Below are 26,049 nucleotides of genomic sequence, written 5' to 3'. Positions count from 1 at the left end.
CACGTGCCAATTATGCTTAAATTCTCGGCACTGAACGCGTCATATTCACAAGCCCAGCCAGACCAAGCACCGCAAGTAGAAAAGCTGGAACTGATACTTCCCATGCGTAATCACGAACAAGATCTGGCGTGTGTGTAATCGTCCATACGCCGTATATGAACGCATAAGAAGCAACGCCAACGATCAAGGAAACACAGTACGTTACGGTTCGAAGAAACGCTCGTGCAACTCGGTTCGATAGCAGGATTTGAATAATAGGAAGAAAGAGCCATACGGCTAGTGCTACCAAATGACTTAGCGCAACTACATACATAGGCGAATGCTCGAGAGTAGCAAGACTGTAGCGTCCAGCAAGAGCCACACCTACAATCAATACGACGAGACAGTAACAAATCATCAACCCGTCACTGCGTTGAAATGTAGAATCTTTTCTTTGCCACCGCGCTACGTCTGAAAAGAATCCAGGCAATGCCATTCTCATCGTTACTCCTCCCAACAACTACCCATTGAGTAACATCTCAATGCTGCCCAAAACGAAGAAGCACGCCAAAGAATCGGTGTTTGTGTAGACATTCGATGCTCCTTTGAATCATTTGTTACATCTACAGAAAAACTATAACACCACAAATCCATAAAAATATGCAAAATCGGCTGGTTCGGAAATTTCTTTGCAGAATTTCCGGACCAGCCGATAACGCAGTTAAAATCAGCCGCGTGGTTTCACGAATGGGAAAGTAATCGTTTCGCGGATACCGAGGCCGGTCAAAGCCATCAGCAAACGATCGATACCCATACCCATGCCACCGGCCGGCGGGAAGCCCTGCTCCATAGCTTCGATGAAGTCCTCATCGAGTTGCATAGCTTCCGGATCACCGTTAGCAGCGTCAAGCGACTGCTGAGTGAGACGCTCACGCTGGACCACCGGATCGGCTAGCTCGGTGTATGCGGTAGCAGTCTCTACACCGCGGATGTAAAGATCCCACTTCTCCGTCAAACCCGGCTTCGAACGATGGTTACGGGTAAGCGGTGAGGTATCTTCTGGGAAGTCACGAACGAATGTTGGCGCCCATAGCTTATCTCCAACGAGTTCTTCCCAAATGTCTTCCGCAATCTTGCCAGCAACAGCGTAATCCTTGACTTTGATGCCGTGTTGCTCAGCGATCTCAACCAAGCGTTCGCGTGGGGTTTCAACTGTGATTTCTTCACCCACTGCTTCTGAAAGCGATTCGTAAAGCGTGACGGAGTCCCATTCGCCGCCCAAATCGTATTCATTGCCATCAGCCAAGGTCACCGTGGTAGAACCAAACACATCCTTAGCTGCGTTCTGAACCAACGCCTGCGTTAGCTTAGCCATGGAATCGTAAGTGCCATAAGCCGCATAGGCTTCAAGTGCTGTGAACTCTGGAGAGTGCGAAGAATCGGCGCCTTCGTTACGGAAGTTCTTACCAATTTCGTAGACACGATCAACACCACCAACAACTGCACGCTTGAGGTACAGCTCAGTAGCAATACGCAGGTAAAGATCTTGATCGTAAGCGTTAATGTGCGTGGTGAACGGACGAGCTGCCGCGCCACCATGCAAAACCTGCAAAATCGGGGTTTCTAGTTCGATGAAGTCATCCGACTCGAAGGTGTTGCGCAATGAGCGCATAACCTTGGCTCGGATACGAACCATATCGCGAGCGCTCTGGCGGGTAATAAGATCCAAGTGGCGAGCACGCACCCGCGACTCTTCGCTGAGTGCCATCTCTACGCCGTCGGCGGTGGTAAAAGTCTTAGGCAACGGACGGATAGACTTCGACGCCATCTGCCATTCGTGCGCGAAAACAGAAAGCTCGCCACGCTTGGAGGTTCCCACGTGTCCGTGAACGAAAATAAAGTCGCCTAGATCGACATCGGCTTTCAATGCATCGAAAGCTTCCCTGCCAACGTTAGCAAGCGAGAAAATAACTTGAAGCCGATTACCAGCACCGTCTTGAAGTACGGTGAACGCAATCTTTCCAGATGGACGCATAAACATGACACGGCCAGCAAGACCAACCATGTCCTCGGTTTCGTCACCGGGCGCTAATACCTGGACACCCTCGCAAGACTGCTCGACGACGTTGCCGTCTGCATCGAGTTCAGCAACAGCGTAGCTTTCCCGAACCTTCAGGACCGAGGACGTAATAGGCAACTCGGCCGCATAGGCGTCACGTCCTTCAGCAAGCAAGCGTACGCGCTTATCTTTACGAACCTGGATCTGATCCGAGGTATCGTCAGCAACAGATGGAGTATTATTTTCGTTCATATTCACCCTTTAAGATTACAAGGAAAACGTGAGCTTATTCAGACAATCGGACGTGAGATGGAGCGCGAATTAACGCACCTGATCAAACGGAACACCAGAAGATTGAAGACCAGGCGTTCCCACTGGGACTTGACCAGGTTCGTTACCGATATCGATTGGCTTGTTGTCGCTATCTACCAAAACAACGCGAGGGTCAATGGTACGTGCGGTTTCGTCGTCGAGCCACGAATAGCACATGATAATCACCAGTTCCCCAAGGGACACTTTATGAGCGGCTGCACCGTTGAGAATAATTTCGCCTTTACCGCGCTCCCCCGGAATGGTGTAGGTTGTGAGCCGGTTACCGTTGTCGACGTCAACAATGTCTACCGCTTCGCCAGGCAGAATATCGGCTGCGTCTAGCAGATCAGCGTCAATCGTCACTGATCCAACATAGTGCAAATCAGCCCCGGTAACAGTTGCGCGATGAATCTTTCCAGTAATCATCCGGCGCAAACGCGTGTTAGCCAATCATAACCTCCAAGTTATCAATCAACCGGGTGGTTCCCACCCAGGCTGCTGTGACAAGCAGACCGTTTCCACTACCGTTCAGCTGAGTGAACGTATCGCGGTCAACGAGCTCAAGATAATCTACTTTAATTCCTGGTGCGTGCGCTAATGATTCGCGCGCTACAGCCAAGGTTTGGGCGGCACTCCCGCCAGCATCGGCTACCCGTTTTCCAGCGGCGAGAGCTTGAGATAGCCCTAGAGCTTGTTCTTTTTCAACGTCCGAAAGGTAGCTGTTTCGAGAAGACATTGCCAACCCAGATGGCTCGCGTTTAATCGGCACCGACTTAATATCCAACGGCATATTCAAATCCGCAACCATGGTCCGAATAAGCGCGAGTTGCTGAGCATCTTTTTGCCCGAACCAGGCAGCTCGCGGACGCACCAAGTTAAATACTTTGTGCACCACCTGCAACACCCCAGCGAAGTGAGTTGGGCGCGTCTTGCCTTCCAGAATCGTCGCCACTGGGCCCGGATCAATCCGAACTAGCGGGGTGCGCGGATACATGGCTTCGTCAGTAGGTGCGAAGACGACGTCGACGCCGTCCAGCTTTGCCACGTCACCTTCGAGATCGCGTGGATATGCTTCAAAATCTTCTCCCGGCCCGAACTGCAACGGGTTAACATAGATAGAGACGACGACGTGATCGGACTCGCGCCGAGCTGCTTCTACTAAAGACAAGTGCCCTTCATGCAATGCACCCATCGTCATCACCAAGCCGATGTCGCCTTGCAACGGCTTCAACGCTTCGACCAGTTGCGCTGGGGTGGTAGCGATAATCATCGTTTCTCCGATCATCCGCACAATAGAATGTTATCTACGTTTCGGTAACTAGTTTCCGGTTAGAGTTTACTCCGAATCTGTTCGAAAACATCGTCAGTAATAACTCTGCGAGCCAACGCACGCTCAGCAGTCGCTTCCGCTAATGCCCGATAAGTCGTAGCCACGTCTTTCAGCTCCGGGTCTTCTTCTCCCACAGTAGTCAAGGTCGCCACATGTTCTGCTACTGTTCCCACGTCACCGCGGACAACCGGACCAGTTTGCAACGCCTCCCCCGAACTCAACGCGCCCTCAACTGCGGCTGTAATAAGAGGACGCATATACTCCGCTTCTAACCCAATACTACCTAAGAGTCGAGCAGCCTGAGCAATAACTGTCACCACATGGTTAGCACCATGAGCAAGCGCAGCATGATAAAGCGGACGATCACCCTCAGCAATAACGAAACCCTCCCCGCCGATATCAGCAACCAACGCCAAGCCGATAGGCTGAAGCATCGTTGGAGCAGTCACCGCGAACGGACATCCGCGAAGCCGAGCAACATCCAAGGTAGTCCCGGTGAACGTCATCGCTGGATGAATTGCTATCCCTAAAACGCCTTGAGCTACCGCCGGCGCCAAAATTTGAGTACCGTAACGCCCCGCCACATGGATCACCAGCTGTCCTGAATGCCAAGATCCACTTTTCGCTAGACCCGCGATAATGCCAGCAAGTTCGTCGTCGGGAACAGCTAACAGAACAACCTCGCTGCGTTCCACAATCGCACGAACATCGAGTGCCGGAACTCCGGGAAGCATCGTCTCTAACCGGTCAACGCTTGCTTCAGATGTTGCGTATGCGCCAATAATTTGGTGACCGGCAGCACGCCACGCAGCGCCGAGGGCAGCGCCTACTTTTCCCGCTGAAATAATGCCTATACCTAGACGGCCAGTTTTATTCTCCACGGGTAGGCTCCTGGGTTGGCGCGGTCAGCCCGAGCCGAGCCTTCCATTCGTCAATGTTTTCGCTCACCTCAATAGCGCGGGCTTGCTTCGTTAGCTGGTTTTCTTCGCGCAATAGCTGACGCATATCTGCAAGTGCAAAGTTCTTCACCACACCATCGCACGGTCCAGCAAGAAGATGGATGTTAAGCGACGATAGTCCTAGCATGCGTTGCAGTGGGCCTTGCAAAACGGCAACTGACTGAGTGTGGTCTTGGAAAATCAATTGAACCTGGCGCCAAAACCTGCCACGCCGAATCGCGAAAACATCAACGTTAGCAAAATAGCCACCCACGGTTGCCGCGATCGGATTGATCCACCGCGCCCGCTTCGGCGGGGTATGAACATAGTGGTTCTCGCCGCGGCGATACAACAGCTCATGCATCAACAACGAGTCATTATCAGTACCGAGAGTGGGGAAAATAGTAGCCAGAATCCGCATGACTTCTTCGCGGTTCGCGCATGGTACCAGCGCCCCAATATTCCCGTCCTCCACCGCAACTGAAATAGATTCGCCAGCAACCGTGACGCGAATCTGCCACCAGTCAAAACGCCGCCACAATAATGGTTGCTTGATGCTTACTGCATGGATTCGCGTGGGCGGTAATGATCGAGTCACTAGTTTCGTTAACCCGTGCCGAGACTTCAGCCCAGTTTCAGCAACAAATAAGGTGGTGCCATACGAACGCGAAACATACTGAATCGAATTAACCACCGAGCCAATAATGATAATAAGGAAACCAATTGATAAGCCACTGCCAAAAACAAACTGCCAGATAGCTGCCAGAATCAGACCGGCAAAGGCAAACCACGCATGGCCTGTGAGCACAGTTGATCCGATGAGCCGTTTAGTGGAGAGCTGATACACATGGTGCTCATCAGCAGGTGCTACTACCGAAGCTTGCAACTCCTCCCGAGCGGTGATGCCCTTACCTGCTCGCGCATCAGCCAAGCCGGCCAGGATCTCCTGGCGCAGTCGTTCGCATTCGTCACGGCGAAGTAAACCAAGCTCGACTGGGTCTTCATTGAAACCAGCCGCATCAACTTTGACGGCACCGAAACCAAAAATACGAGCAAAAAGCTTCTGTTCAATCTCAACTGACTGGATGCGATCCCAGCGCACATGCTGGTATTGCTTGATAAACACACCGTTGCGATAATGGATTCCGCTCGGCACAATCGCATAGGACTTGTATCGCCACATGATTGTGCCCACGCCGAGGAAAATCAAGGTGACACCCAGCAAAATTCCGATACCAACAGCCAACCGGAACGGGGTAATGAGCTCGATATATAGCCCAATATTATTGAACGCATCTTCGATCCATTGGGTGACGATATAGAAACCACCCGCAATAAGTGCGAGCCAAAAACTTCCGACGTCTGCCAGTGGGGTCACCTTGTGGAATTTTCGCCACGACCCGGCAGGCACACTGGTCTGGCCAAGTTCATTCTTATGCTTCATGGTTTAGAGGCCTTCCAGCTTCGCTTGACCCATCCGCGTCAGCTTTTCCCGCAAACGTTCGGCTTCGGGTAACGGCAAGCCTGGAATAGAAGCATCCGATCCGGCCGATGCCGTAATCAGTTCAACAGATGCTAGACCGTAGGCATTCAAGAGTGGTCCAGAACCGAGATTCACTTGTTGCATCCGGCCGTATGGAACCATGGTGACACTTTGGAACATGATTCCTTTACGGACAAGAAGCTCATCATCAAGCTCAACGTATCCCAGTGCTTTAGCCCGGCGAACCGCAAGCCATATGTCCCAAACAGCACCTACAGCGATACCGCCAACCACGATTAAACTAATGATGCCGAACCAGCTCGTCACATCGTCTACGGCGAAATAAAAGACCACACCCACGCCGATTCCTGCCAATATCCACCAAATAATATGGCGGATAAATGTCACTTTGGCGAAGGCCGGATCTACCGGCTGAAATTCAGTATCTACTAATAAACGGTTACGCATATGCCTAGTCTATCGGCTAGGGACTCACAACACTCAGTGCAAAAGTTAAGCTGCTGCAGCCGGTGGAACCGATTCGTCGTCGTCATCGTTTTTGCACCACAATTCGGCGATGACTCCGGCCACCGTCATGCCAACCGATACGGCACCTGCAGTTCCCACGGCGATAGCCTGGTACACCATCACATCAGAATGAAGGTAGCCAACGTAACTGGCTGTTATTCCGGCGCAAACCCCAGCCATAACAGCCCCGGTACGCGAAGTCGCTTGCGCCAGCAACCAAATTCGGGCGGCACTGAGCATATTCAGTGGCCGATTCCCCATCCGATAAGAGCGCACCTTCCATGCTTCCCACAACACAAATACGCTTACGATCGCCGGAACAACAAATGTGTAGATCGGTATTAACACCGGAGCATAGCCGTAGCTCAGCCAGGCGTCGGTAACAAAAAATGAGGTTATTGCAGCAACGATAAAAATACTGGAGAGGAAGATCCAGGAAGTCGGCTGAATATCTGGGTCCGAATTAGCTGCCATCACCAAACCCAACCTTGCTCACTCGCTGGTCTAATACGTGCGGTAATAGATCGCTCACCTGAGTGCCGTTGAGCTGGGCGTTAGGATCAATCTCTAGCCACGGTTCCAAAACAAAACGACGTTCATGTGCTCGTGGATGCGGTAAAACCAGTACTGGATAATCAGACACCACACCAGAGACATCGATGATATCCAGATCGAGCGTGCGTGCTCCCCACCGCTCGTTTCGTTCCCGACCATGTGCTTCTTCAACCATGTTCAAAAAGTTCAACATTGCCATCGGCGGGGTGGGCGAGGTGATCGACACAACCGCATTAATATAGTCTGGTTGCGGATCCTGCCCCGGAGCTAACTGTGGTGCGCTGCGGTAAAGCGAGGAGACATCTTCCACCCGCTCGCCAAAGTCTGACAATTCTGCGATCGCTTGGCGAACGTGCTCTTCCGGATTATCCAGATTCGATCCAATCGCAATAACGTATGTACGTAATTGCTCGCTAAAGAGTGGACCTTCGCGCACAATCGATACCGAGACGTCAGAAAACTGGTGACCAATCGGGGCATTCGGTTTATGGACAACAACTTCCGCACTGACAATTCGAGCATTCATAATAGCGTTGAGAATCCGATGTGCTAAGGTCTCAATCAAATCGCAGTGCTCACCTTCGATTTGGGCCACAATCGTATCGGCAAGTTCCGCGTAGTTGATCGTATCGGCAATGTCGTCAGTTTCTGCGGCTCGATCGGTGTCCACCAACAGATCGACGTCGACGACGAATTCCTGCGGTTCGTAATGCTCATGGTCTAACACCCCATGCGTGCCGTAAGCCCGAATCCCCGCCAAATGTATCGAATCGTTCAGTGCCATAATACTCCCAAGTTACTTCGCGGTGTATTGCTGAATTTTATTCAGCGTAGCAAGAACTAGCGCCGACGCTCGTACGTTATGCACACGTGCTGCCCAAACCCCGTGTTGTGCCGCGTATCCGGACACGACGGCTGTGGATAAGTCACGTTCTGCTAAATCGTCGCCAACCAGGCGACCAATAAAGCGTTTCCGTGAGGCGCCAATCAGAACCCGGTGTCCTAGGGAAGCAAAGCCGTCTAATCCGGCGACGATCTCCCAATCGTCGTCGCCCATTTTGGCAAATCCTAAACCTGGATCGAGGATGATTCGCTCGGGCGCAATCCCGGCGGCGACCGCCTGATCGCGAGCCGCAATAAGTTCGTCCCGAACATCTGCCACCACGTCACTATAGGTAGCCAGAGTGTTCATTGTTTGGGAGGTCCCGCGCGAGTGCTGCAAAATGTAGTCACAGCCCAGCTCAGCTACCGTAGCAAGCATTCCCGAATCGCCGCGTCCACCTGTGACATCGTTGACGATCGCGGCACCAGCTTGGACCGCTAACTGCGCTGTGCGCGCATGGTAAGTATCAACTGATACCACCACCCCACGTTCTTGACCTTGCGCACTGAGTTCTCTCACGACGTTTTCGATGCGTCCCCATTCTTCGTCCCATTCCAACGCACGCGCACCTGGCCGAGTCGATTCGCCCCCAACGTCGATGATGGTGGCACCCTGATCCATCAGCTCGATGCCATGGGCGATCGCTTCGCTGGCGCTTTCCCACTTACCGCCGTCAGAAAAAGAATCTGGCGTAACATTGACGATTCCCATGATGTGCATACGATTGTTACCTCACTTTGCCATGATTAGGCTCATTGCTTCAGCCCGGGTTGCTGAGTCGCGTAATATCCCGCGAACCGCTGACGTGACAGTTCTCGAGCCAGGTTTTTGTACCCCGCGCATCGACATACACAAGTGTTCTGCTTCGACGACGACGATCACGCCCTGCGCATGCAACCGTTCCATAATCGCGTCCGCAATTTGCGAGGTGAGCCGTTCTTGAATTTGTGGCCGGCGAGCAAACCCGTCAACTAAGCGGGCAAGCTTCGATAGACCAGTCACAAGCCCATCAGCACTTGGAATGTAGCCAACGTGCGCCACTCCGTGGAACGGTAACAGATGATGTTCACACATCGAATACATGGAGATATCACGTACTAGTACGAGCTCTTCATGATGGATATCGAAGGTAGTGTTCAAAACATCTGCCGGGTCTTTTTCTAGACCAGCAAACATTTCTTTGTAGGCTCGTCCCATCCGTGCTGGAGTGTCCCTTAGCCCGTCACGATCAGGATCCTCCCCAACTGCAACCAGAAGCTGACGAACTGCGGCAACTACCGCATCTTCATCGTAGTGACCCACATGCACAGCTGGCTCACTCATGGGTTTCTCCCGCTTGCGCGTCTTGTTCCGCCGGAGCTTCCATCGATTCCGAAGTTTCGTCAGATACCTGCGCTTCGTTCGGCGTAGCTACCGGAAGCGAAACTGGCGGCAGATCAGATACTGGACGATTTGGCGAAGACAGCCACTGCTGACGTGCTGGAGCTTTCACGATCTTCGTGAAAATCTCCGCAAGTTCCTTCTCCAAAATTGTTTCCTTTTCCAGCAAGGCAGCCGCGAGCGCATCAAGCACATGACGATTTTCCATCATGAGCGTCCACGCTTCTTGGTGTGCTGTTTCGAGGAGCTGATGTACTTCGTCGTCGATAACACGGGCAAGATCATCGGAGTATTCGCGTTGTCCGCCACCGCCAAGGCGAGTCATCGGATCTGACTCATCCGGAACTAAGCGCACTGAGCCGACCCTGGCAGACATGCCATATTCCATCACCATCTTGCGAGCAGTATCAGTAGCTTTCTGGATATCGTTCGAAGCGCCAGTTGATGGATCGTGGAACACGATCTCTTCGGCTACGCGCCCGCCCATGGCGTAGACAAGCTGATCAAGAAGTTCGTTGCGCGACACCGAATACTTATCTTCGGTCGGCATCACCATGGTGTAACCCAAAGCGCGACCACGCGGCAAAATAGTTACCTTAGTGACTGGATCAGTATGGTTCAACGCAGCAGCAGCCACCGCGTGTCCACCTTCGTGATAAGCAGTCATTCGTTTTTCATCCGCGTTCATCACATGGGTACGACGCTGTGGACCAGCAATGACACGGTCAATTGCTTCATCCAGATCGTCTTCTTGAATCGCCTCATGTTCTCGGCGCGTAGCTAGCAAAGCAGCTTCGTTGAGTAGGTTAGCTAATTCCGCACCAGCAAAACCAGGGGTACGCCGGGCAATCGATTCGAGTTCAATGCCGTCAGCGAGCGGCTTGCCTTCCGCGTGGACCTTAAGGATCGCCGAGCGACCTTTGAGATCTGGTGCGTCAACCGCGATTTGGCGATCGAAACGTCCCGGACGCAACAAAGCAGGATCCAGAACGTCTGGCCGGTTAGTCGCCGCAATAACGATGACGTTCGCACGCTCATCGAAGCCGTCCATCTCCACCAAAAGTTGATTGAGGGTCTGCTCGCGTTCATCGTTGCCGCCGCCCATGCCTTGGCCGCGGTTACGACCAACCGCATCAATTTCATCGACGAAAATAATGGCTGGGGCAAGTTTCTTTGCTTTGGTAAACAAGTCACGAACTCGCGAAGCACCTACACCAACGAACATTTCCACAAATTCAGATGCCGAAATATGGAAGAATGGCACACCGGCTTCACCCGCGACTGCTTTAGCTAGAAGAGTCTTTCCGGTTCCTGGTGGGCCATAGAGCAACACGCCACGCGGAATCTTTGCACCCATCTTCCGGAACTTATCCGGGTGATCAATAAACTCTTCGATTTCTTGGAGTTCTTCAACAGCTTCATCGGCTCCAGCAACATCTGCGAACGTCACGTCTGGCCGGTCTTCTTCCAAGCCGTCCTTCTTCACGCGGCCGAAAGCACCCATGCTACCTTGCTGGATCTTCGGCAACATCCACATCAGCAAGCCAAACAGAATCAGCAGCGGAAGCACTAGCGTCAGTAGCGATCCTAAAAACGACTGCTGTGGAACGACCGAGTTATAGCCGTTCTTCGCTTTCGCGTGAGAAACTAAATCCTGAACTTTGTCAGCTTGCGCAGAGACGAACTGGAACTGGACTTTCTTTGTTGGAGAGCCTTTCCTGCCTTCTAGATCATGTGGCGTGAATTCCTTAGCTAGCCACACTTGAACAACCTGGCTACCGTCTGTGACCTGGATACGTTCCTTGGCTATCTCACTCGTTTCGAGAATCTTAATTCCTTCAGACGTCTTGATAGCAGAGAAACCACCCGGCGCGAAGAACCAGAAAACGCCTGTGCCGATCAGTAAAACAACGGCGATATAGCTGACGATCGAACGGAATGGACGCTTTTTCTTATCATCCTTGCCATCCGATTTTTTCGTAGAGTGCTTCTCCGCATTCTCCGCGAGCTTCTTGGCTTCCTCCCAGCGCGCACGCCAGCTCTTCGGATCCTTGCGCTTGTCAGAATCCGATGACTGGCCCTTTTTACCGCGCCGGCCGCGCCGACCATTAGAGTTGAATTCCTCTAGTTTACGACGGTTCTCTGACTGCGTCGTATCCTTTTCGGGGTTGCTCATGTATCCTCCATCGGTGCTTACGCGACCGGATTAGATTGAAAATGTAGGCGATGTCGGGATTGCGCACCGGGTTCAAATCTCAGTTGATGAGAGTCACGCCAAGCTCGCACTCCAGGCAAGTCGAGCCCACAGTTGTTCTTACGTTCTGTTACGAGTTTATCAAGTCTTGCGATATGCCAATAGACTAGTTCGCCGCCACGTACGCCACTTTCTTCCAGGGCGTATTTAAGTACACGACGTCGAACCGCCTGCGGAACATCCGCCAAAGCTAAACAATCAATAGTTACTGGCTCACTGCTGAGGCACACTCGATCATATTCAGCCCGGGCGTAAAACTCTAACGCCTGGTTGTCTTCTTGAAGCATCGTTGCCGTCCGGCCGATCGCTGAAACGGTTCCTGGACCGAGCACATCTTGTAGTTGAGGCAAAATCTGGTGCCGTACTGCAGATCGGCGCAACGAAGTTCCGTCCGCGCACTTCCACGGACCATCTAGCTCGTTGCTCGGGTCATCAACCCACGTCACCCCCAACTCGTTGCATACAGTACGCAACTGGTCACGAGTTAAGCCCAGAAACGGCCGCACCATGGGAACATCCGAATGCAACGGCAACTGCCCCGTCTTAGGCATACCAGCAATCGATTTTGCCCCGGAACCACGCCCGAACCCCAGCATGACTGTTTCAGCTTGGTCATTAAGTGTGTGCCCCAAAAATACCGGCGCCGGATGTGAATCTCCCAGCAACCGAGCCTGCTGCGCGATCGCGCCATAACGTGCTACTCGCGCATTTCCCTCCGGACCGTCGTCGCCGGCTAGATCGACTTCAGCGATATGCACGTCGACGCCCCACTGCCCCAGCATGTGCGCAACATACTGGGCCTCGCGAGCTGATTCTGGACGAATCTTATGATCTACACAGATAGCGTGAAGCTCCACGCCATATTTCGGGCCGATGAACGCCGCCGTTTTTGCCATCGCCATCGAGTCTGACCCACCAGAAACTGCCAACAAAAGTGGCGCTCCGTGTGCCAGTCCAGCAATAGCCTCACTCATCGCGTGCCGAGTGACATTAACAAGATGATGCGGTGGCGTCACGACACACTCGCAATCCATTCGGCAGGATTGTGCAACTGTTCTAAAGTAGGAGCATTCTGCGGTGCTATCCACACTCTGTTGAATCCGTCTAGCCCCATCTGTTCCACAACCGCCTCAACAAACTCATTTCCTTGGCTATATTGCTGAGCCTTCTTCGCCAACCCAAGCATCTTCTCAAGACGTTTCATCATAGCCCCACCAGCGGCCCTCCGCTTCGCCATGGCGTCAATAAGTGTCGATCGGCAAGGCAACACGTCGTAAGACACATTATTCATAACATATGTGGCATGTCCCTCTAGGAGGGACATAATTGCAGTGATCTCATCCAAAGTAGCGTCAACCACGGCGTCGTCGTCAGCAGATACGAGCACGCTGGCCCGCTGACCGATATATTCTGCCAGCCACGGCGCAGCCTGAAATTGTGCCACATGCGTCCACTCATGCACGGCAACCCATAATCCCACATCGGCTTGGCTAACCGGAGATTGGTTATAAAAATCAGCAATATTTGGGGCAACAAGATACAAGCTTGGGTTAGTGGAATAGGGATCGTACTGTCCCAGAACTTTCATCGACAAGACTGAGGTGGCGAAACCAATCTGGTTGTCTTTTATCTTTAGCAATCCAGATTGTGCATCCATCATCGCTTTAATCGAGGCGATGGCTTGATTCGCCCACACCGAACGATCGACGATACGCACTGGCACCAGTGCCACCGAAAGCCCCGACACGTCTTCCACGACTGCCCGCGCGCGCCCGGCCGACTCCCGCAAATCTGACACAAATGTCTGCGCCTGTTCTTCTTGCCATGACGGCCCACCACCAGTAAATAACCGCGATAAGAGCGCCACACTTGCTACCATTTAGTCCTCCCAAAACCGCTTCGCATTGCTACAGCGTATCAACGAGTTTCCCGACCATATCGTCGATGGCACCACGTATCTCAAGTTGTGCATTTTCCTGATGATCCGAAACGAGTGCCACCAAGATGAGTGGGCGCCCAGCCTTTGTGGTGACGAAGCCAGCCAGCGCCGTCGTCGTCGATAATGTTCCTGTTTTCGCACGAACCATACCGCGAGCAGGTGAATCCAAGAATCGCTGTGCTAACGTGCCTTCTAGCCCACCTACCGGAAGTGCCGAACCGAGCGCACTGATCTTACACTTGTCACACTCCCAAGCTTGTTGCAGCACCTGAGCAAGTAGTGGTGCGGGCACTCTGTTGTTTTCTGACAGACCCGAATTATCATCGATTACCATGCCACCGGTTGAGTATCCGCCAGAAACCAGAGCTTGCGTCACTGCTTTGCTAGCACCGGCGAAGGTAGCTGGCTGCTCAGATGCGATCGCCACTTCATGCCCGAAAACTTCAGCCAAAGTATTGTCTGATTCAGTCATCATGACGTCGATCAGTTCCCGAACTGGCGCACTGTGGGTTCGTGCAATTTCAGTGGCATCCTGGGGTGATTGCGCCCGATCTGCGACTGTGGCCGAAATTCCAGACTCCGTCAGCCGCGTAGCGAATTCGTTGGCAGCTGCAAGATCTGGATCTGCCACGAAGGCCGAAAATTTATCGTCCGACACTTTTCCACGGTTGATGGCGATCGGCCGGATTGGCATCACAAATTCAGTGTTGTTTTCTGCTACTGCTTGCGGATGGAAGAGCGGCTCCTCGTAGCGCGAGGAATCGACGTGTACTGTCACGGCGGTTACCCCGTCACGAGACAGCTCTGCGCTGGCTTGCTGCGCTAGGTCGTTGAGTCCTGCCCTGCCAATCACACTCTTGCTATCGCCATCGCCGGCAGCTAACGTAACGTCGCCGTCGCCAACAAGATAAATATCGTCACCACTGTGGGTTACATGTGTATCAAGGGTCGTGTTCGGGCCGAGCGTGGTCAAGGCGGCTACTGCGGTCACATACTTCATGGTGGAAGCTGGACGCAACGGGGTTTGTGATTCGAGTGAACCGAGAGTTTCCTTTGTTTGCGGATCGACGACGACGACGGACGCCACTCCACTCATGCGCGCATCTGTGCGAAATTCTTCGAGAATTGTGCGCACATGTGCAGAATCTTCAGCAGTAAATGTGGTGAATTCTGGAAGAGATTCTTTCGTGAGGTGCAACTCATTTAGGTGCGGATAGGGCAAAGGCGCAGTAAGTGGCGGTTTCGTAGTAAAAAGTCCGGGAACAAGGTCCCAGGCGTCTGCAACAATATATCCCCCGACAGCAGTGAGGAACACAGAAATTCCGATCTTTACTTTCTTCACTCTTCAAGTCTCCCACACGCTGACGCTAAACACCGGCTACAATCGTTAAAAGCAGATTAACTGACATGCCAAAGGAGTCACCCATGGAGTTTGATGTCACCATCGAAATTCCGAAGGGCAATCGTAACAAGTACGAAGTCGATCATGAGACTGGGCGTATCCGTCTTGATCGTATGCTCTTCACATCTACCCGTTATCCAGACGATTACGGTTTCATTGATAACACGCTCGGCGAAGATGGCGATCCATTAGACGCTCTTGTCCTTTTGGATGAACCAACGTTCCCGGGTTGCGTTATTCGGTGCCGCGCACTCGGGATGTTCCGCATGTCCGACGAAGCTGGTGGCGACGATAAGGTACTTTGTGTACCAGCAGCCGATCAGCGCGCATCTTGGCGTACCGAGATCGAGGATGTTTCCGAATTCCATCGTCTTGAAATCCAGCACTTCTTTGAGGTTTATAAGGATCTCGAACCTGGCAAGTCGGTAGAAGGTGCTCACTGGGTGGGCCGTGAAGCAGCGGAAGAAGAAATTCGCGCCTCATTTAAGCGAGCTGAAGATACTGGTTATTACGCCAAGCACTGAGCTATAACGAGTTGTGGGGGCTGACCTTTTGGTCAGCCCCCACAACTTATATCAAGTATTTTTAGTTATCGACTACTCGGATGTATACCGGGTTTCCATAGACTGGGCCTTCTTGAGTCCCCATAGCCGGGTTGTAAGCTGCAATATGCATGCCATTTCCGGTGTACATTCCAACGTGGCCTGGCCACCACAAGACGTCTCCAGGACGTGCTTCGGATGGAGAAACACGACGATAGCCAGCAGACATATACCCTTCAGACACGCGCGGGACACTGATGCCGTGGTTATTGAAGATGAACTTCATAAATCCGGAGCAGTCCCAACCAGCTGGAGTTACTCCACCCCAAACATATGGTGTTCCAAGGTAGCGACGGCCAAAATCAACAAGCTTTTGACCAGTTGTTCCACTTGATGCCTGCGGAGCTGGTGCTGGCGCAGGGGCTGGAGCTGGAGCTGGTTGGGCGGCCTGAGCAGCGGCCTGTTGCTGGGCAGCAGCGCGATCTCGCGCAGCTTGCTCTTCAGCGGCTTTCCGCTCTGCTTCAGCGCGAGCTTGTGCAGCTTCTTCTGCCTTACGAGCTTCTTGAGCTCGACGCTCAGCTTCAGCTCGTTCTGCTGCCGCACGTTCTGCTGCCGCACGTTCTTCGATCGCACGCTGATTTGCTGTGGTAGATTCACTCGACTGTTCGGCGCGTTGCACTGCTTCGCGAGCCAACTTAATAGCATCAGGATTACCAGAGGCCTCAGCAGCCTGGAGGTTAGCGCGAACCTTAACAAGTGCTGCAGCCGCTTCTTCGCTAGCTTGACGGGCGACGCTCACGGCTTGATCGAAACGATCTGCATTTGCACCTGCGATAAGCGCGTCCGCCGCCGCCTGGGACCTCTTGGCACGATCTAATTCGATATCGCTGAGTCGCTGCGCTTCCAGCGCCTCAGTTGTACCACGCTGATGTGCCAATACGGTGACAAGTTCGGCTCTCCGGTCTGCCGCGAGGCTGACCTGCTGTTGAGCCTGTTGTGCTAGCTGATCAGCTTTTTCTTGAGCTTTGGTTGCGCTCTCTGCAGTATCACGTTGCGCATCTGCCGCTTTATCAGCCTTGCTCTGCAATGCGCGGGCAATTTCTTCAAGCGCGGTGAAATGTTTAACTTTTGAGTCAGCTTGGGTAGCAACAGCGTCATAGGCGCGGGTGCGCTGATGAGCATTTTGGAAGCTCTCAGCGCCCAGAAGATAGAACGACGACGTAATGTTCGCTGCCGAATCACGGTAGACAGCTTGCGAGATTGAGCCGAGCTGTTGCCGAGCACGATCAACATCCTCTAGCGCTTTATTAGCATGATCCTGAGTACGGATTGCCTGGGCAATAGAGTCAGCCAGTTCGCCTTGAGCCTTCAAGCTTTCTGCCTTAGCTCGGGCAGCTTTCATCTCTAGCTTCGTTGATTCACCAGATAGCCGCGCAATTTCCAATTCGGCATCCGCGATAGACATTTGCGCAGTTTCTTCAGCCGACCGTGACCGAGTGATGTCATCATCAGAAACTGGGGCAGCAATAGCTGTTTGTGACGACAAGACAAGCATGAGCGCGCTGAGTGCGCCTCCAACACTATAAGCTCGCTTCTTCACAAAAACCTCCACATGTTTTCTTTTCTCCCGCGTGTCGGCTTGATTTAATCCAACAACCCAGGATTGCTACGTAACGACCTTATAACAAATTGCACCAATAAGAAACACGAAAAACAAAATTCACGTTAATCGCACCTTTAACATTTGTAACAATAAGCACTTCTTGATCACAGAAGCAGTTTTTACAACGAAAAGGTGCGGATGACGCTTATCGTCATCCGCACCCAGTGCAAACAGTCGCTAACTACTAGAGCTGCTCCAATACAGCTCGTTCCTCATGGCTCCGGTTCAAAACAGCAAGCCACCAAGAAAGACCAGCACCAACTAATCCCACAACTGCCATAGCTATGAAAATGATGCTGAAGCCGGTAGCCGGATCATCCTTGTATGCATCGAGGATAGAGCCATTCAACGTCGTCGCCCACAAAATACAAGCGAACGCCAAGAACGAATTAACTGACATCGCAGATCCCACAATTGAGTTAGGCAAATTCAGTTCCGCAACCGGAGCTTGCTGAATACCTTTGGCCATCATCGTCAAGAAAACAAAAGCGGAAATCAATCCGAGCGCAACGTAGAAATTGCTTGCCTGAGCTGGCAAGAAGGCCAAAATAATCAAGAATATTGCGCCGCCGAATAGCGTTGCCGCCAGAGTCTTGGCCGAGGACCTAAACACCTTATCAGCAACGAGTCCGCCCACCAGACCACCGCCTAGACCAAGCAGAATTGCGTTGACCGTAGCATAAAGCGCAGCAGATTCTTGCCCCATACCGTACACGCGAACGAAATACGGCGTCGTATAAATAAGAGTGGTGTACACCCAGTAGACATTCATGCCAGCGAAACCGGCAAGCCATACACGCGGAATCCGCAGGGTATGCCACAGCCCAGCCAAAGCTTCAGAATTGGTTAGCTCAACCGTTTCTGCATCGGCAGACACGTCACCGTCTTCCTTCGGATCTGCTGGAACATAGCGGTAGATCAGCGCAATCAACGGCAAGGTCAGCAACGCATAGGCAATCATCCCAGAGCGGAAAGCGAGCATAGAACCATTCGCAATCGCCATGATGCCGATAAGAATGCCGTTAAGCGTGGCTTCACCACCGGCTCGGAACGCCGTCAATGTACCAAGCGCAAAGCCCTTATGCTCTTTCGAAGAAAACAGCACAACACCTTTAACAACAGCTGGCCAGAAAATTGCGTCAATAACACCCCAAGTAAAGGTAATAACAAGCATGAATGCAAAGGCAGGACGCAGAATAATCATGATTAACGCCGTCACACAGCGATAAGCAAGACCCCACATCAGCACGGTACGAGCGTTGAAACGGTTGTTCACCCATCCTGCAGGGATATAGAAGAAAACAGCCACACCAAGCATCGTGAATAGTAGACCGAACTGCGTATCAGTTAGTCCATAAAACTCTACTAACCGCTCATAGAACGGAATTTTGAAGGACTCAAAAGCTGAATAGATTATCTGCCCGGAAAAAACCACAGTCAGAAATGCTGCCACTTGCTCTTTGCTGTGGAAGCCATTACGACGGAAAAACCCCATGGAAACCCCTATGTTTTCATGACTAATACGAATACCAGATAGATTTTACACATAAATCGACTTGTCATACGAATTTCTGGAAAATATGGCAGAAACAGGGCTTCTTTGCCATTATTAGTTGTCTCGCTAGGTTTGTGCCAGATACCCTTATAAGCATGACAACGTGGTACCCAGATTTTCTTGGAAAAGATTACACTTATACAACTATTGACCTGCAACCTGACGATCAAGGCCCAGTTAAAGCAACGCTGGTACGGCACCTACCGGAAGCCGCCCAAACTGCGGACGCACCTAAGTTTGCTTTCCTCGGTGTGCACGGCTGGAATGACTATTTCTATCAGACGGAACTAGCTCAAGCCGTGACCTCGTGCGGGGGCCGTTTTTACGCCCTGGACTTGCGCCGCTACGGCCGGTCCCATGAAGAAGGTCAGATGTGGGGATACATCAGCGATTTGAAGAAATACGATGAAGAAATCCTCGCCGCGATGGAGATCATCAAGGCTGAACATCATGAGGACTTCCCGATCATTCTTTACGGTCATTCAACTGGTGGATTAACGACGAGCCTGTTTGCCTCCCGGCACGCCAGCAAACTCGCTGGACTTGCATTGAATTCACCGTGGCTGGAGTATCAAGATTCCCCGATCACTCACCATGTCGGAAAGCCCTTCGTGGATACCGTAGCGCGTTTTTCGCCAGAAAAAATTCTCTCGGAATCCGATAATGGCTTCTATCAACGCGTACTTACCGGATGGAAGGAAGAGGACGGGCCAATGCCAGTCCATCAAGCTGGTGACCCGTTCTTCGAGGGCGGCTGGAAGCCGGACGAAAGATTCCGTCACTTCCCGTCCTTCCCTATTCGTGCCGGCTGGCTTTCCGCTGTTCTCAACGGTCACGCTCAAGTCGCGAAAGGTCTGAATATGGACCTTCCAGTTTTGGTGATGACCTCGGCTCGCTCCGATATCACGGAAACATGGAATCAGGGACAACGCAGTGTCGACGGCGTGCTCGACGTCGAACTGATTTGGAAGCGCGCCGTTTACCTATCTAATCACACCACTATTGTGAAACTATCGGGCGCAATCCATGACGTAGTTTTTTCGCGAGCAGAAGTTCGTACTGAAGCTTTCGCCCAACTGCGCAACTGGATCACGCACGTAGCACGTATTTAGTGGCGGCGTGAACGGCGTCTACGCGCTGGCTGCGGCTTATTATTAGAAGCAAGTTGTTCGGCTCGCTGGATGGTAATCCACTCAGCGAGCTTTGTACAATCCTTTTCGGCTGCTTCAGCTACCGCACGAGCCGCCATATTGGCCGACTTCTCCTCAGAGAAAATAGTTTTCTCGGTGTGCACCTGCGGTGCTGACCGGTCCCATAGACGCTGTTCGGCGCGCTTGGTACGTTCCAAAAGCTGTTCGTATAGAACGGTCCCCGATTTCGATTTCGGCAGATGCGGGGTGCTGGCTGGCGCTGTGTCACGCTCGTTGACCGATACGTGTTCTGATTCAGTTTGGCCTGCGGTGGCACGACGCCGCGCCCGACGGCTACGACGACTGGGCTGCTCAGTTAGCTCAGCCAACATAATTGCCGTATCAAAACGACTTACTTCCGCTTCTTCTGATGCTTCGCGGACGCCATCTTCTGAATCTGGAAGGATGAAATCAGGTTGCTCTGTGGGAAGATTATCGGCCTGTGATTGCTGGGCGACTGCTTGATGATACGGTAGCGGCGGAATGCTGGGACGCTCCGCCCATCCTTGAATATCCCACAAAGATTGATCAAGTAAATTTTCGGCTTCCTCGCCGCTACTAGAACTCCCGGCGCTGATCATCCACGGTGCTTGTGGCTGGTTGATGACGTGCGGCAAATGCTGATCCACATCCACAACTTCTATCAGCGTTCCATTTGCGCCCTCATGCGCGACGATAAGTTTAACATCAACGTCTACACCACTAAGTGAGTTGCGTGCTTCGTCGTCGAGATCTTGACAAAAGATGTATAACCGAGGAGCTTGCTGCGATGATGGTGCTGTGCTGTCGATAAAAAGTCCCCACCGGTGGGCAAAATCTTGTTCTGTCCCCGGATAAAAATCAACGAGTTGTTGCCGGCTAAGAGAACTAAATTTTCCGGCTCGCGCTGACGCCTGAACCAACGACGCAGCAGTCAGGATATCGACAACTTCAATCGTGACAACACGTTTATCTGAATCCAAGGCAATTAGCGACTGCTTCGGATCGCCACTATCCTGATTCGTCACATACCCGATTGGGAACAGCGGACGCTGAATTAAAGCTAAAGTCTGAGATTGCACTGCATGGAGAATATCTTTAATAAGACCTCGAGAAAACTGGGAATATGTAGGTGCTTCAACGAGTCTTCCATCACTCAATGCAAACACTGACATGTTCCACTCTTCCTTCCAATACGCGTATCTACAAGACTATCGGATAATTCAGCATCTTATAAGATGATCGGGACGCGATATAGCCCACCAATTGCACTTCAGTATCTTATCTTACCTATGAAAATCTTACCTATGAAAACTGTGTAATGCCTGAGAAACAGCAGCCGCGAGAAGCCGGGCTCCATCAGCATCCGGATGTATTCTGTCTCCGGCGAGATTATCCTGGTGTGCCAATGCGATCTGTTCCCAATCTGCAATTGCCACACGATCGGGATAGCGCGCGGCCAAGTCACGTATTGTTGCATTAGAAATTGGAACCCAAGTTGCATATTCGGGGGCACTGGCAGTTATGAAAACGATTCGCCTATTTGGGCCCACGCTCTTCATTACAGCTTCCGCATCTGCAGCTGTAATAGCCACGTTTGTCCCCAGACCTACAACCACGTATGGGCGAAGCTGGTTACGACTGTCATAATCAGCGGCGATAGCCGGAAACTGCTTTATCGATCGAGACACCGCACCATCTACGATGACTCCGGGTAGAGCTTCGGCGAATGCGGGCTGTGCCGCCAACGTGACTGAGTCACCGATAATAGTTACGTTGCTTCCTACTGGATCTGGAAATTGGCTTGGCTGGTTATTTTCTGGCTCCGGAGCTGCAGTATTCGGTGCCTGCTCTGGAGTAGGTTCAGCTGGAGCTGGTTCTTGCGATTGTGGATCGTCATTTTGCGGATCCTCCTGCTGCCGGTTCTTTTCCACCTGCTCTTGAGCTTGACGAATAAAGCTTTCGCCCGACGACGTTTTCTGCTCGGTCAACAAGCCGATAACTGCCAGGCTCAGCAAAACACCAAAAATAACTCCACCAGTTATCGCAGCAGTCTTATGAGATGCCAAGTTCTTCAACCACGCAATAAAACCATGCCGACGGATCGGGGTTTCAATGAGGCGGTAGGACAGATCTGCAAAAATAATGCTCAGGAGAAGGACGATGATCGACGTCGGAAACGCTTTGAGCGGCGAGTGATAGAAACCGATAACGTGTAACGGCCAGTGCCACAGATAAATACCGTACGACCTATGCCCTAGCCAGGCCACTGGACGAAATTCAAGAATTCCTTGCAGCACTCGCGCTCCCCAACCCGGAACATCTGGTAGTAGACCACGGACGACGATAACTGTAAGTATCGAGAAAAGAACCATTCCCCACGGGTACATGAGTTCGCCGTCGGGCACGATGGCACTCAACGCCACGATAGATGCCAACGCCAACCAGGAAGCGTACCCCCACCACGAACTAGTCTGTTTCCGAGTCCCGCGGAGTAATCCGGGTAAGCTCAGTGCCATGGCAGCGCCCATCATGAGACCAAACGAATGACTAAAAGTCGACACATAAGCAGTTGTGGGATCAGCGCCAACCGTCACTGCGTGTAGCGCGATCGAAGCAACCGCCAAAACCACTGCGGTTACTGTGCGAACTTGGAACGGGAAAAGAAAGAGAATGAGGACGAGAACTGGTGGCCAGATCAGGTAAAACTGCTGCTCGACTGCCAAGGACCACATATTGTTCAGTATCAGTGGCGACTGTTGGTCGAAATATGAGGAAGAATGAGCGATTTGGAACCAGTTATATGAGCCGGTAACCGCACCAAGCGCTTGCCAACGCAACTGTGTTAAAGCATCTCCGCCGAAAAGTCGCGCCAGAGCTAGAGCCCCAACGGTTGCCACAACCACTGCGGGAACAAGACGGCGAATACGGCGCATCCAGAATCGACCGAATGAGATCGAACCGTTTGTTTCATATTCCTTCATCAGCAGTGAGGTAATAAGAAAGCCCGATATAACAAAGAACATATCGACGCCGATATAGCCCACATCAGCAACACCGGGGATGAGGTGATAAACCACGACGATTAGCGCAGCTATTGCACGTAAGCCGTCTAAGCCTAGGATGCGTCCGTGCTGTTGTTTCTTCACTTATCCTCCTCAGCCGCCTGGATTTCTATTCTACTTGCCTGCTTTTACCATCGCGATTGGCAAACATCGCTGAAAGATAGTGTAAGAATCTTCACCGCACTTTGACCAGATACACTACTGGCGCATATTCGCCAAGAATATGCGCCAGTGTGCTACTGAATTATGTCAGTTCATGGTTACTCAGGCAGTACGGTTAGCAGCACCGCCAGCCGCCCGTGGCGATTCGTTGGAAATCGCTGCACGACCGGCTTCGAGGCGTGCCACTGGGACACGGAATGGAGAACACGACACATAGTTTAGACCGATCTCAGCAAAGAAATGGATCGATGCTGGATCGCCGCCGTGCTCACCACAAACGCCCATCTTCAAGCCCGGCTTGGTTGACCGGCCACGCTCAACTCCCATTTCAACAACCGCACCAACACCGTGAACATCGATGGATTCGAATGGCGAAATGCCGAATACACCGTAGTCGAAGTATTCGTTGAAGAACGTGGATTCGACGTCGTCACGAGAGAAGCCCCAAGTTGTCTGAGTGAGATCGTTGGTACCGAAAGAGAAGAAGTCAGATTCGGCCGCGATCGTATCGGCAGACATCGCTGCGCGAGGTAACTCAATCATGTTGCCGATGGGGAGGTCAAGCTCAACGCCGTGCTCCGCAGATACTTCGGCCAATACTTCTTCTGCCATATCGCGAACGATCTGCATTTCGCGCGAAGAACCGATCAGCGGAACCATGATCTCTGGGCGTGGATCCTTGCCGGCCTTCTTTAGTTCAGCTGCTGCTTCAGCAATGGCTCGCACCTGCATAATGATCAAGCCGGGGAGCTTAAGACCAAGACGAACACCGCGCAAGCCAAGCATTGGGTTTTGCTCATGGTTACCCTTGACTGCTTCCAGCAATGCTTGCTCTTCGACGCTGATCTTCTCGCCCTTAGCCTGCTTCACTGCGAGCTCTACCGACAGCGCAGTCATGTCAGGAAGGAACTCGTGCAATGGCGGGTCAATCAGGCGAACTGTAACTGGTAGTCCATCCATCGCCTCGAAAATACCGAGGAAATCACCCTTTTGGAGTGGTAGCAACGCATCGAATGCAGCCTGCTTAGCTTCCTCAGTCTTTGCCAAAATAACCGTTTCGATGAGCTTACGACGATCTCCGAGGAACATGTGTTCGGTACGGCACAAACCGATGCCCTGAGCACCAAACTCGCGAGCGCGTTGGGCATCTTCTGGGGTATCTGCGTTGGCGCGAACAAGGAGCGTACGAGCGTTATCTGCACGAGTCAAAATAAGGTCAACTGCGCGGACTAAATCCTTGGTGTCGTCGTCTTCAGCAACCTTGAGCGCCTCATCTAGACCGTCAGCAATGTAGGTCATAACTGGCGAATTAGTGACCGCTACCGCTCCGGCGAAGACTTCACCGGTTGTGCCGTCAATGGAGATAATATCGCCAGCTTTAAAGACCTTATCCGATCCCTTGATAGCGACCGTTCCAGCAGCTTCTTCGACGAGGAGCTCATCGGCGCCGACAACACAGCACCGACCCATGCCACGTGCCACCACAGCCGCGTGGGAGGTCTTGCCGCCGCGCGCGGTGAGCACGCCGGATGCAGCAACCATTCCTTCTAGATCGTCTGGGTTGGTTTCGCGACGAACGAGAATAACTGATGCGCCAGCTGCTACACGTTGTGTTGCCTGCTCATTGTTGAGGACGATTTCACCAACGGCTGCGCCTGGAGAGGCTGCCATTCCGTGGGTAAGTAGCGTCTTTGGTGCCTTCTTATCAAACTGCGGGAACAGCAAGGACGTCAGTTGTTCGCCGGTTACCCGGGTTACCGCTTCGTCTTCACTAATCAAGCCTTCTTCAACAAGCTGCTTGGCGATGCGGAAGGCGGCTGCCGCGGTACGCTTACCAACTCGGGTCTGAAGCATCCAGAGCTTACCTTGCTGAATAGTGAACTCGATATCACATAGATCGCGGTAGTGGTTTTCGAGCTTCTTCATAATGGCAACGAGCTCATCGTATGAGGTCTTGTCGATCCGCTCGAGATCAGCTAGCGATAGTGTGTTTCGGATACCGGCAACAACGTCTTCACCTTGTGCGTTCTCGAGGTAGTCGCCGTAGACACCCGAGTCACCGGTAGAAGGGTCACGAGTGAAGCAGACTCCGGTTCCGGAGCCTTCGCCCATGTTGCCGAACACCATGGTTTGTACGTTGACTGCGGTTCCAAGATCGTTCGGAATGTGCTCCCGACGGCGGTAGATGCGCGCACGATCCGTGTTCCAGGAATTGAACACTGCGATAACTGCTAGGTCTAGCTGGTGACGTGGGTTCTGTGGGAAGTCCTGACCGGTTTCCTTCTTAAAGATCTCCTTGAAGGTAGCAACGAGTTCTTTGAGGTCCTCGGTGGTCATGTCAAGATCGCCAGCGTAGCCTTTACGTTCTTGGAGACCGTGGAGGGCGTTGGCGAATAAATCGCCATCGATATCCATAACTGTTTTTCCGAACATCTGAATGAGGCGGCGGTAGGAGTCCCATGCAAAACGTTCGTTGCCAATTGCGGCAAGGCCCTCGACGGACTGATCATTCAAACCAATGTTAAGCACGGTTTCCATCATGCCTGGCATGGAGAACTTTGCACCGGAGCGAACTGACATAAGAAGTGGGTTAGAAGGATCGCCGAGTTTCTTCCCCATCGCTTCTTCGACACCAGCAATAGCTGTACTCACTTGTTCTTCAAGTTCTGCCGGAATATCGTTTTTCTCGAGGTAGTATCGGCAGGTATCGGTGGTAATGGTGAAGCCGGGTGGCACTGGCAATCCCAGCTTCGTCATCTCAGCAAGGTTTGCTCCTTTGCCGCCGAGAAGATCTTTTTGATCCTTGTCGCCTTCGGTAAATTTGTAAACATACTTCGTCATATGTAGTAGC

22 protein-coding genes are annotated in these 26,049 nt (G+C 52.2%); 2 read left to right on the top strand and 20 right to left on the bottom strand.

The window, feature by feature from the left end:
- Window positions 1–16: 16 nt before the first annotated feature.
- The 15 genes from KSO86_RS06090 to dacB form a co-directional block, all read right to left on the bottom strand.
- Window positions 17–481, bottom strand: a complete 465-nt coding sequence (locus KSO86_RS06090) for a hypothetical protein (protein ID WP_216379104.1) — start codon at window positions 479–481, stop codon at window positions 17–19.
- A 225-nt stretch (window positions 482–706) separates the two neighbouring features.
- A complete protein-coding gene (lysS, locus tag KSO86_RS06085) occupies window positions 707–2,290 on the bottom strand; it encodes a lysine--tRNA ligase (RefSeq protein WP_216379247.1) in 1,584 nt (527 codons plus the stop codon).
- Between the two features lie 69 nt (window positions 2,291–2,359).
- A complete protein-coding gene (gene panD, locus KSO86_RS06080; RefSeq protein ID WP_216379245.1) occupies window positions 2,360–2,776 on the bottom strand; it encodes an aspartate 1-decarboxylase in 417 nt (138 codons plus the stop codon).
- Window positions 2,777–2,792: 16 nt separating this feature from the next.
- A complete protein-coding gene (gene panC, locus KSO86_RS06075) occupies window positions 2,793–3,620 on the bottom strand; it encodes a pantoate--beta-alanine ligase (protein WP_216379246.1) in 828 nt (275 codons plus the stop codon).
- 59 nt (window positions 3,621–3,679) lie between these two features.
- Complete coding sequence (locus KSO86_RS08695; RefSeq protein WP_216379103.1) at window positions 3,680–4,561, bottom strand: Rossmann-like and DUF2520 domain-containing protein; 882 nt, start codon at window positions 4,559–4,561, stop codon at window positions 3,680–3,682.
- Window positions 4,551–6,062 carry a PH domain-containing protein gene (locus tag KSO86_RS06065; protein ID WP_216379102.1) on the bottom strand — a complete coding sequence of 504 codons (1,512 nt, stop codon included), beginning with the start codon at window positions 6,060–6,062 and terminating at the stop codon, window positions 4,551–4,553. Before KSO86_RS06065 ends, KSO86_RS08695 begins: the two co-directional genes overlap by 11 nt.
- Window positions 6,063–6,065: 3 nt before the next feature.
- Window positions 6,066–6,569 (bottom strand): PH domain-containing protein, encoded by a 504-nt coding sequence (locus KSO86_RS06060; protein WP_216379101.1) that lies wholly within the window; start codon window positions 6,567–6,569, stop codon window positions 6,066–6,068.
- Window positions 6,570–6,614: 45 nt separating this feature from the next.
- Window positions 6,615–7,103, bottom strand: a complete 489-nt coding sequence (locus KSO86_RS06055; RefSeq protein WP_216431954.1) for a DUF3180 domain-containing protein — start codon at window positions 7,101–7,103, stop codon at window positions 6,615–6,617.
- Window positions 7,093–7,968 carry a 2-amino-4-hydroxy-6-hydroxymethyldihydropteridine diphosphokinase gene (folK, locus tag KSO86_RS06050; protein WP_216379099.1) on the bottom strand — a complete coding sequence of 292 codons (876 nt, stop codon included), beginning with the start codon at window positions 7,966–7,968 and terminating at the stop codon, window positions 7,093–7,095. The genes KSO86_RS06055 and folK overlap by 11 nt, the downstream gene beginning before the upstream one ends.
- Before the next feature lie 12 nt (window positions 7,969–7,980).
- On the bottom strand, window positions 7,981–8,787 hold the full coding sequence (gene folP / locus KSO86_RS06045) for a dihydropteroate synthase (RefSeq protein WP_216379098.1): 807 nt from the start codon (window positions 8,785–8,787) through the stop codon (window positions 7,981–7,983).
- 12 nt (window positions 8,788–8,799) lie between these two features.
- On the bottom strand, window positions 8,800–9,390 hold the full coding sequence (gene folE / locus KSO86_RS06040) for a GTP cyclohydrolase I FolE (RefSeq protein ID WP_216379097.1): 591 nt from the start codon (window positions 9,388–9,390) through the stop codon (window positions 8,800–8,802).
- The gene (ftsH, locus tag KSO86_RS06035; RefSeq protein ID WP_253280596.1) at window positions 9,383–11,623 is read right to left on the bottom strand and encodes an ATP-dependent zinc metalloprotease FtsH; all 2,241 of its coding nucleotides are present in this window, start codon (window positions 11,621–11,623) and stop codon (window positions 9,383–9,385) included. The genes folE and ftsH overlap by 8 nt, the downstream gene beginning before the upstream one ends.
- A 17-nt stretch (window positions 11,624–11,640) precedes the next feature.
- Window positions 11,641–12,735 carry a tRNA lysidine(34) synthetase TilS gene (gene tilS, locus KSO86_RS06030; RefSeq protein ID WP_216379096.1) on the bottom strand — a complete coding sequence of 365 codons (1,095 nt, stop codon included), beginning with the start codon at window positions 12,733–12,735 and terminating at the stop codon, window positions 11,641–11,643.
- Window positions 12,714–13,580 carry a zinc-dependent metalloprotease gene (locus tag KSO86_RS06025; protein ID WP_216379095.1) on the bottom strand — a complete coding sequence of 289 codons (867 nt, stop codon included), beginning with the start codon at window positions 13,578–13,580 and terminating at the stop codon, window positions 12,714–12,716. Before KSO86_RS06025 ends, tilS begins: the two co-directional genes overlap by 22 nt.
- A gap of 28 nt (window positions 13,581–13,608) precedes the next feature.
- The gene (gene dacB / locus KSO86_RS06020; RefSeq protein WP_216379094.1) at window positions 13,609–14,982 is read right to left on the bottom strand and encodes a D-alanyl-D-alanine carboxypeptidase/D-alanyl-D-alanine endopeptidase; all 1,374 of its coding nucleotides are present in this window, start codon (window positions 14,980–14,982) and stop codon (window positions 13,609–13,611) included.
- An 83-nt stretch (window positions 14,983–15,065) separates the two neighbouring features.
- Between dacB and KSO86_RS06015 the strand changes: the two genes are divergently transcribed.
- A complete protein-coding gene (locus KSO86_RS06015; RefSeq protein WP_091278797.1) occupies window positions 15,066–15,566 on the top strand; it encodes an inorganic diphosphatase in 501 nt (166 codons plus the stop codon).
- A 61-nt stretch (window positions 15,567–15,627) separates the two neighbouring features.
- On the opposite strand, the gene KSO86_RS08605 is transcribed toward KSO86_RS06015, so the two are convergent.
- Complete coding sequence (locus tag KSO86_RS08605; protein ID WP_216379093.1) at window positions 15,628–17,184, bottom strand: C40 family peptidase; 1,557 nt, start codon at window positions 17,182–17,184, stop codon at window positions 15,628–15,630.
- A gap of 247 nt (window positions 17,185–17,431) precedes the next feature.
- Window positions 17,432–18,742: an MFS transporter gene (locus KSO86_RS06005; RefSeq protein WP_216379092.1), complete on the bottom strand. Its 1,311-nt coding sequence runs from the start codon at window positions 18,740–18,742 to the stop codon at window positions 17,432–17,434.
- Window positions 18,743–18,897: 155 nt separating this feature from the next.
- Here KSO86_RS06005 and KSO86_RS06000 point away from each other — a divergent pair, with 155 nt between their 5' ends.
- Window positions 18,898–19,914, top strand: coding sequence for an alpha/beta hydrolase (locus KSO86_RS06000; protein WP_216431953.1), 1,017 nt, complete (start codon window positions 18,898–18,900; stop codon window positions 19,912–19,914).
- Here the strand turns inward: KSO86_RS06000 and KSO86_RS05995 are convergent.
- From KSO86_RS05995 to ppdK, 3 genes are all read right to left on the bottom strand, one after another.
- On the bottom strand, window positions 19,911–21,146 hold the full coding sequence (locus tag KSO86_RS05995; protein ID WP_216379090.1) for a hypothetical protein: 1,236 nt from the start codon (window positions 21,144–21,146) through the stop codon (window positions 19,911–19,913). The two genes, KSO86_RS06000 and KSO86_RS05995, sit on opposite strands and share 4 nt — an antisense overlap.
- 126 nt (window positions 21,147–21,272) lie before the next feature.
- Complete coding sequence (locus tag KSO86_RS05990) at window positions 21,273–23,120, bottom strand: acyltransferase family protein (protein WP_216379089.1); 1,848 nt, start codon at window positions 23,118–23,120, stop codon at window positions 21,273–21,275.
- Between the two features lie 180 nt (window positions 23,121–23,300).
- A complete protein-coding gene (gene ppdK, locus KSO86_RS05985; protein ID WP_216379088.1) occupies window positions 23,301–26,039 on the bottom strand; it encodes a pyruvate, phosphate dikinase in 2,739 nt (912 codons plus the stop codon).
- Between the last annotated feature and the right edge of the window lie 10 nt (window positions 26,040–26,049).

The sequence above is a fragment of the Arcanobacterium phocae genome, from assembly GCF_018913465.1.
Lineage (GTDB): Bacteria > Actinomycetota > Actinomycetes > Actinomycetales > Actinomycetaceae > Arcanobacterium > Arcanobacterium phocae_A.
The sequence above is the reverse complement of the archived record's forward strand: the minus strand, read 5'-3'. Positions and strand labels throughout refer to the sequence as shown.

Excerpts from the sequence above, each read along its gene's own strand:
- KSO86_RS06060 (WP_216379101.1), bottom strand. The coding sequence starts at position 6,569 with ATGCGTAACCGTTTATTAGTAGATACTGAATTTCAGCCGGTAGATCCG.
- KSO86_RS06015 (WP_091278797.1), top strand. The coding sequence starts at position 15,066 with ATGGAGTTTGATGTCACCATCGAAATTCCGAAGGGCAATCGTAACAAG.
- ftsH (WP_253280596.1), bottom strand. The coding sequence starts at position 11,623 with ATGAGCAACCCCGAAAAGGATACGACGCAGTCAGAGAACCGTCGTAAA.
- tilS (WP_216379096.1), bottom strand. The coding sequence starts at position 12,735 with ATGGATTGCGAGTGTGTCGTGACGCCACCGCATCATCTTGTTAATGTC.
- folE (WP_216379097.1), bottom strand. The coding sequence starts at position 9,390 with ATGAGTGAGCCAGCTGTGCATGTGGGTCACTACGATGAAGATGCGGTA.
- KSO86_RS06025 (WP_216379095.1), bottom strand. The coding sequence starts at position 13,580 with ATGGTAGCAAGTGTGGCGCTCTTATCGCGGTTATTTACTGGTGGTGGG.
- panD (WP_216379245.1), bottom strand. The coding sequence starts at position 2,776 with ATGATTACTGGAAAGATTCATCGCGCAACTGTTACCGGGGCTGATTTG.
- lysS (WP_216379247.1), bottom strand. The coding sequence starts at position 2,290 with ATGAACGAAAATAATACTCCATCTGTTGCTGACGATACCTCGGATCAG.
- KSO86_RS05995 (WP_216379090.1), bottom strand. The coding sequence starts at position 21,146 with ATGTCAGTGTTTGCATTGAGTGATGGAAGACTCGTTGAAGCACCTACA.
- folP (WP_216379098.1), bottom strand. The coding sequence starts at position 8,787 with ATGCACATCATGGGAATCGTCAATGTTACGCCAGATTCTTTTTCTGAC.
- KSO86_RS06055 (WP_216431954.1), bottom strand. The coding sequence starts at position 7,103 with ATGGCAGCTAATTCGGACCCAGATATTCAGCCGACTTCCTGGATCTTC.
- KSO86_RS06090 (WP_216379104.1), bottom strand. The coding sequence starts at position 481 with ATGAGAATGGCATTGCCTGGATTCTTTTCAGACGTAGCGCGGTGGCAA.
- KSO86_RS06065 (WP_216379102.1), bottom strand. The coding sequence starts at position 6,062 with ATGAAGCATAAGAATGAACTTGGCCAGACCAGTGTGCCTGCCGGGTCG.
- KSO86_RS06005 (WP_216379092.1), bottom strand. The coding sequence starts at position 18,742 with ATGGGGTTTTTCCGTCGTAATGGCTTCCACAGCAAAGAGCAAGTGGCA.
- ppdK (WP_216379088.1), bottom strand. The coding sequence starts at position 26,039 with ATGACGAAGTATGTTTACAAATTTACCGAAGGCGACAAGGATCAAAAA.
- KSO86_RS06000 (WP_216431953.1), top strand. The coding sequence starts at position 18,898 with ATGACAACGTGGTACCCAGATTTTCTTGGAAAAGATTACACTTATACA.
- panC (WP_216379246.1), bottom strand. The coding sequence starts at position 3,620 with ATGATTATCGCTACCACCCCAGCGCAACTGGTCGAAGCGTTGAAGCCG.
- folK (WP_216379099.1), bottom strand. The coding sequence starts at position 7,968 with ATGGCACTGAACGATTCGATACATTTGGCGGGGATTCGGGCTTACGGC.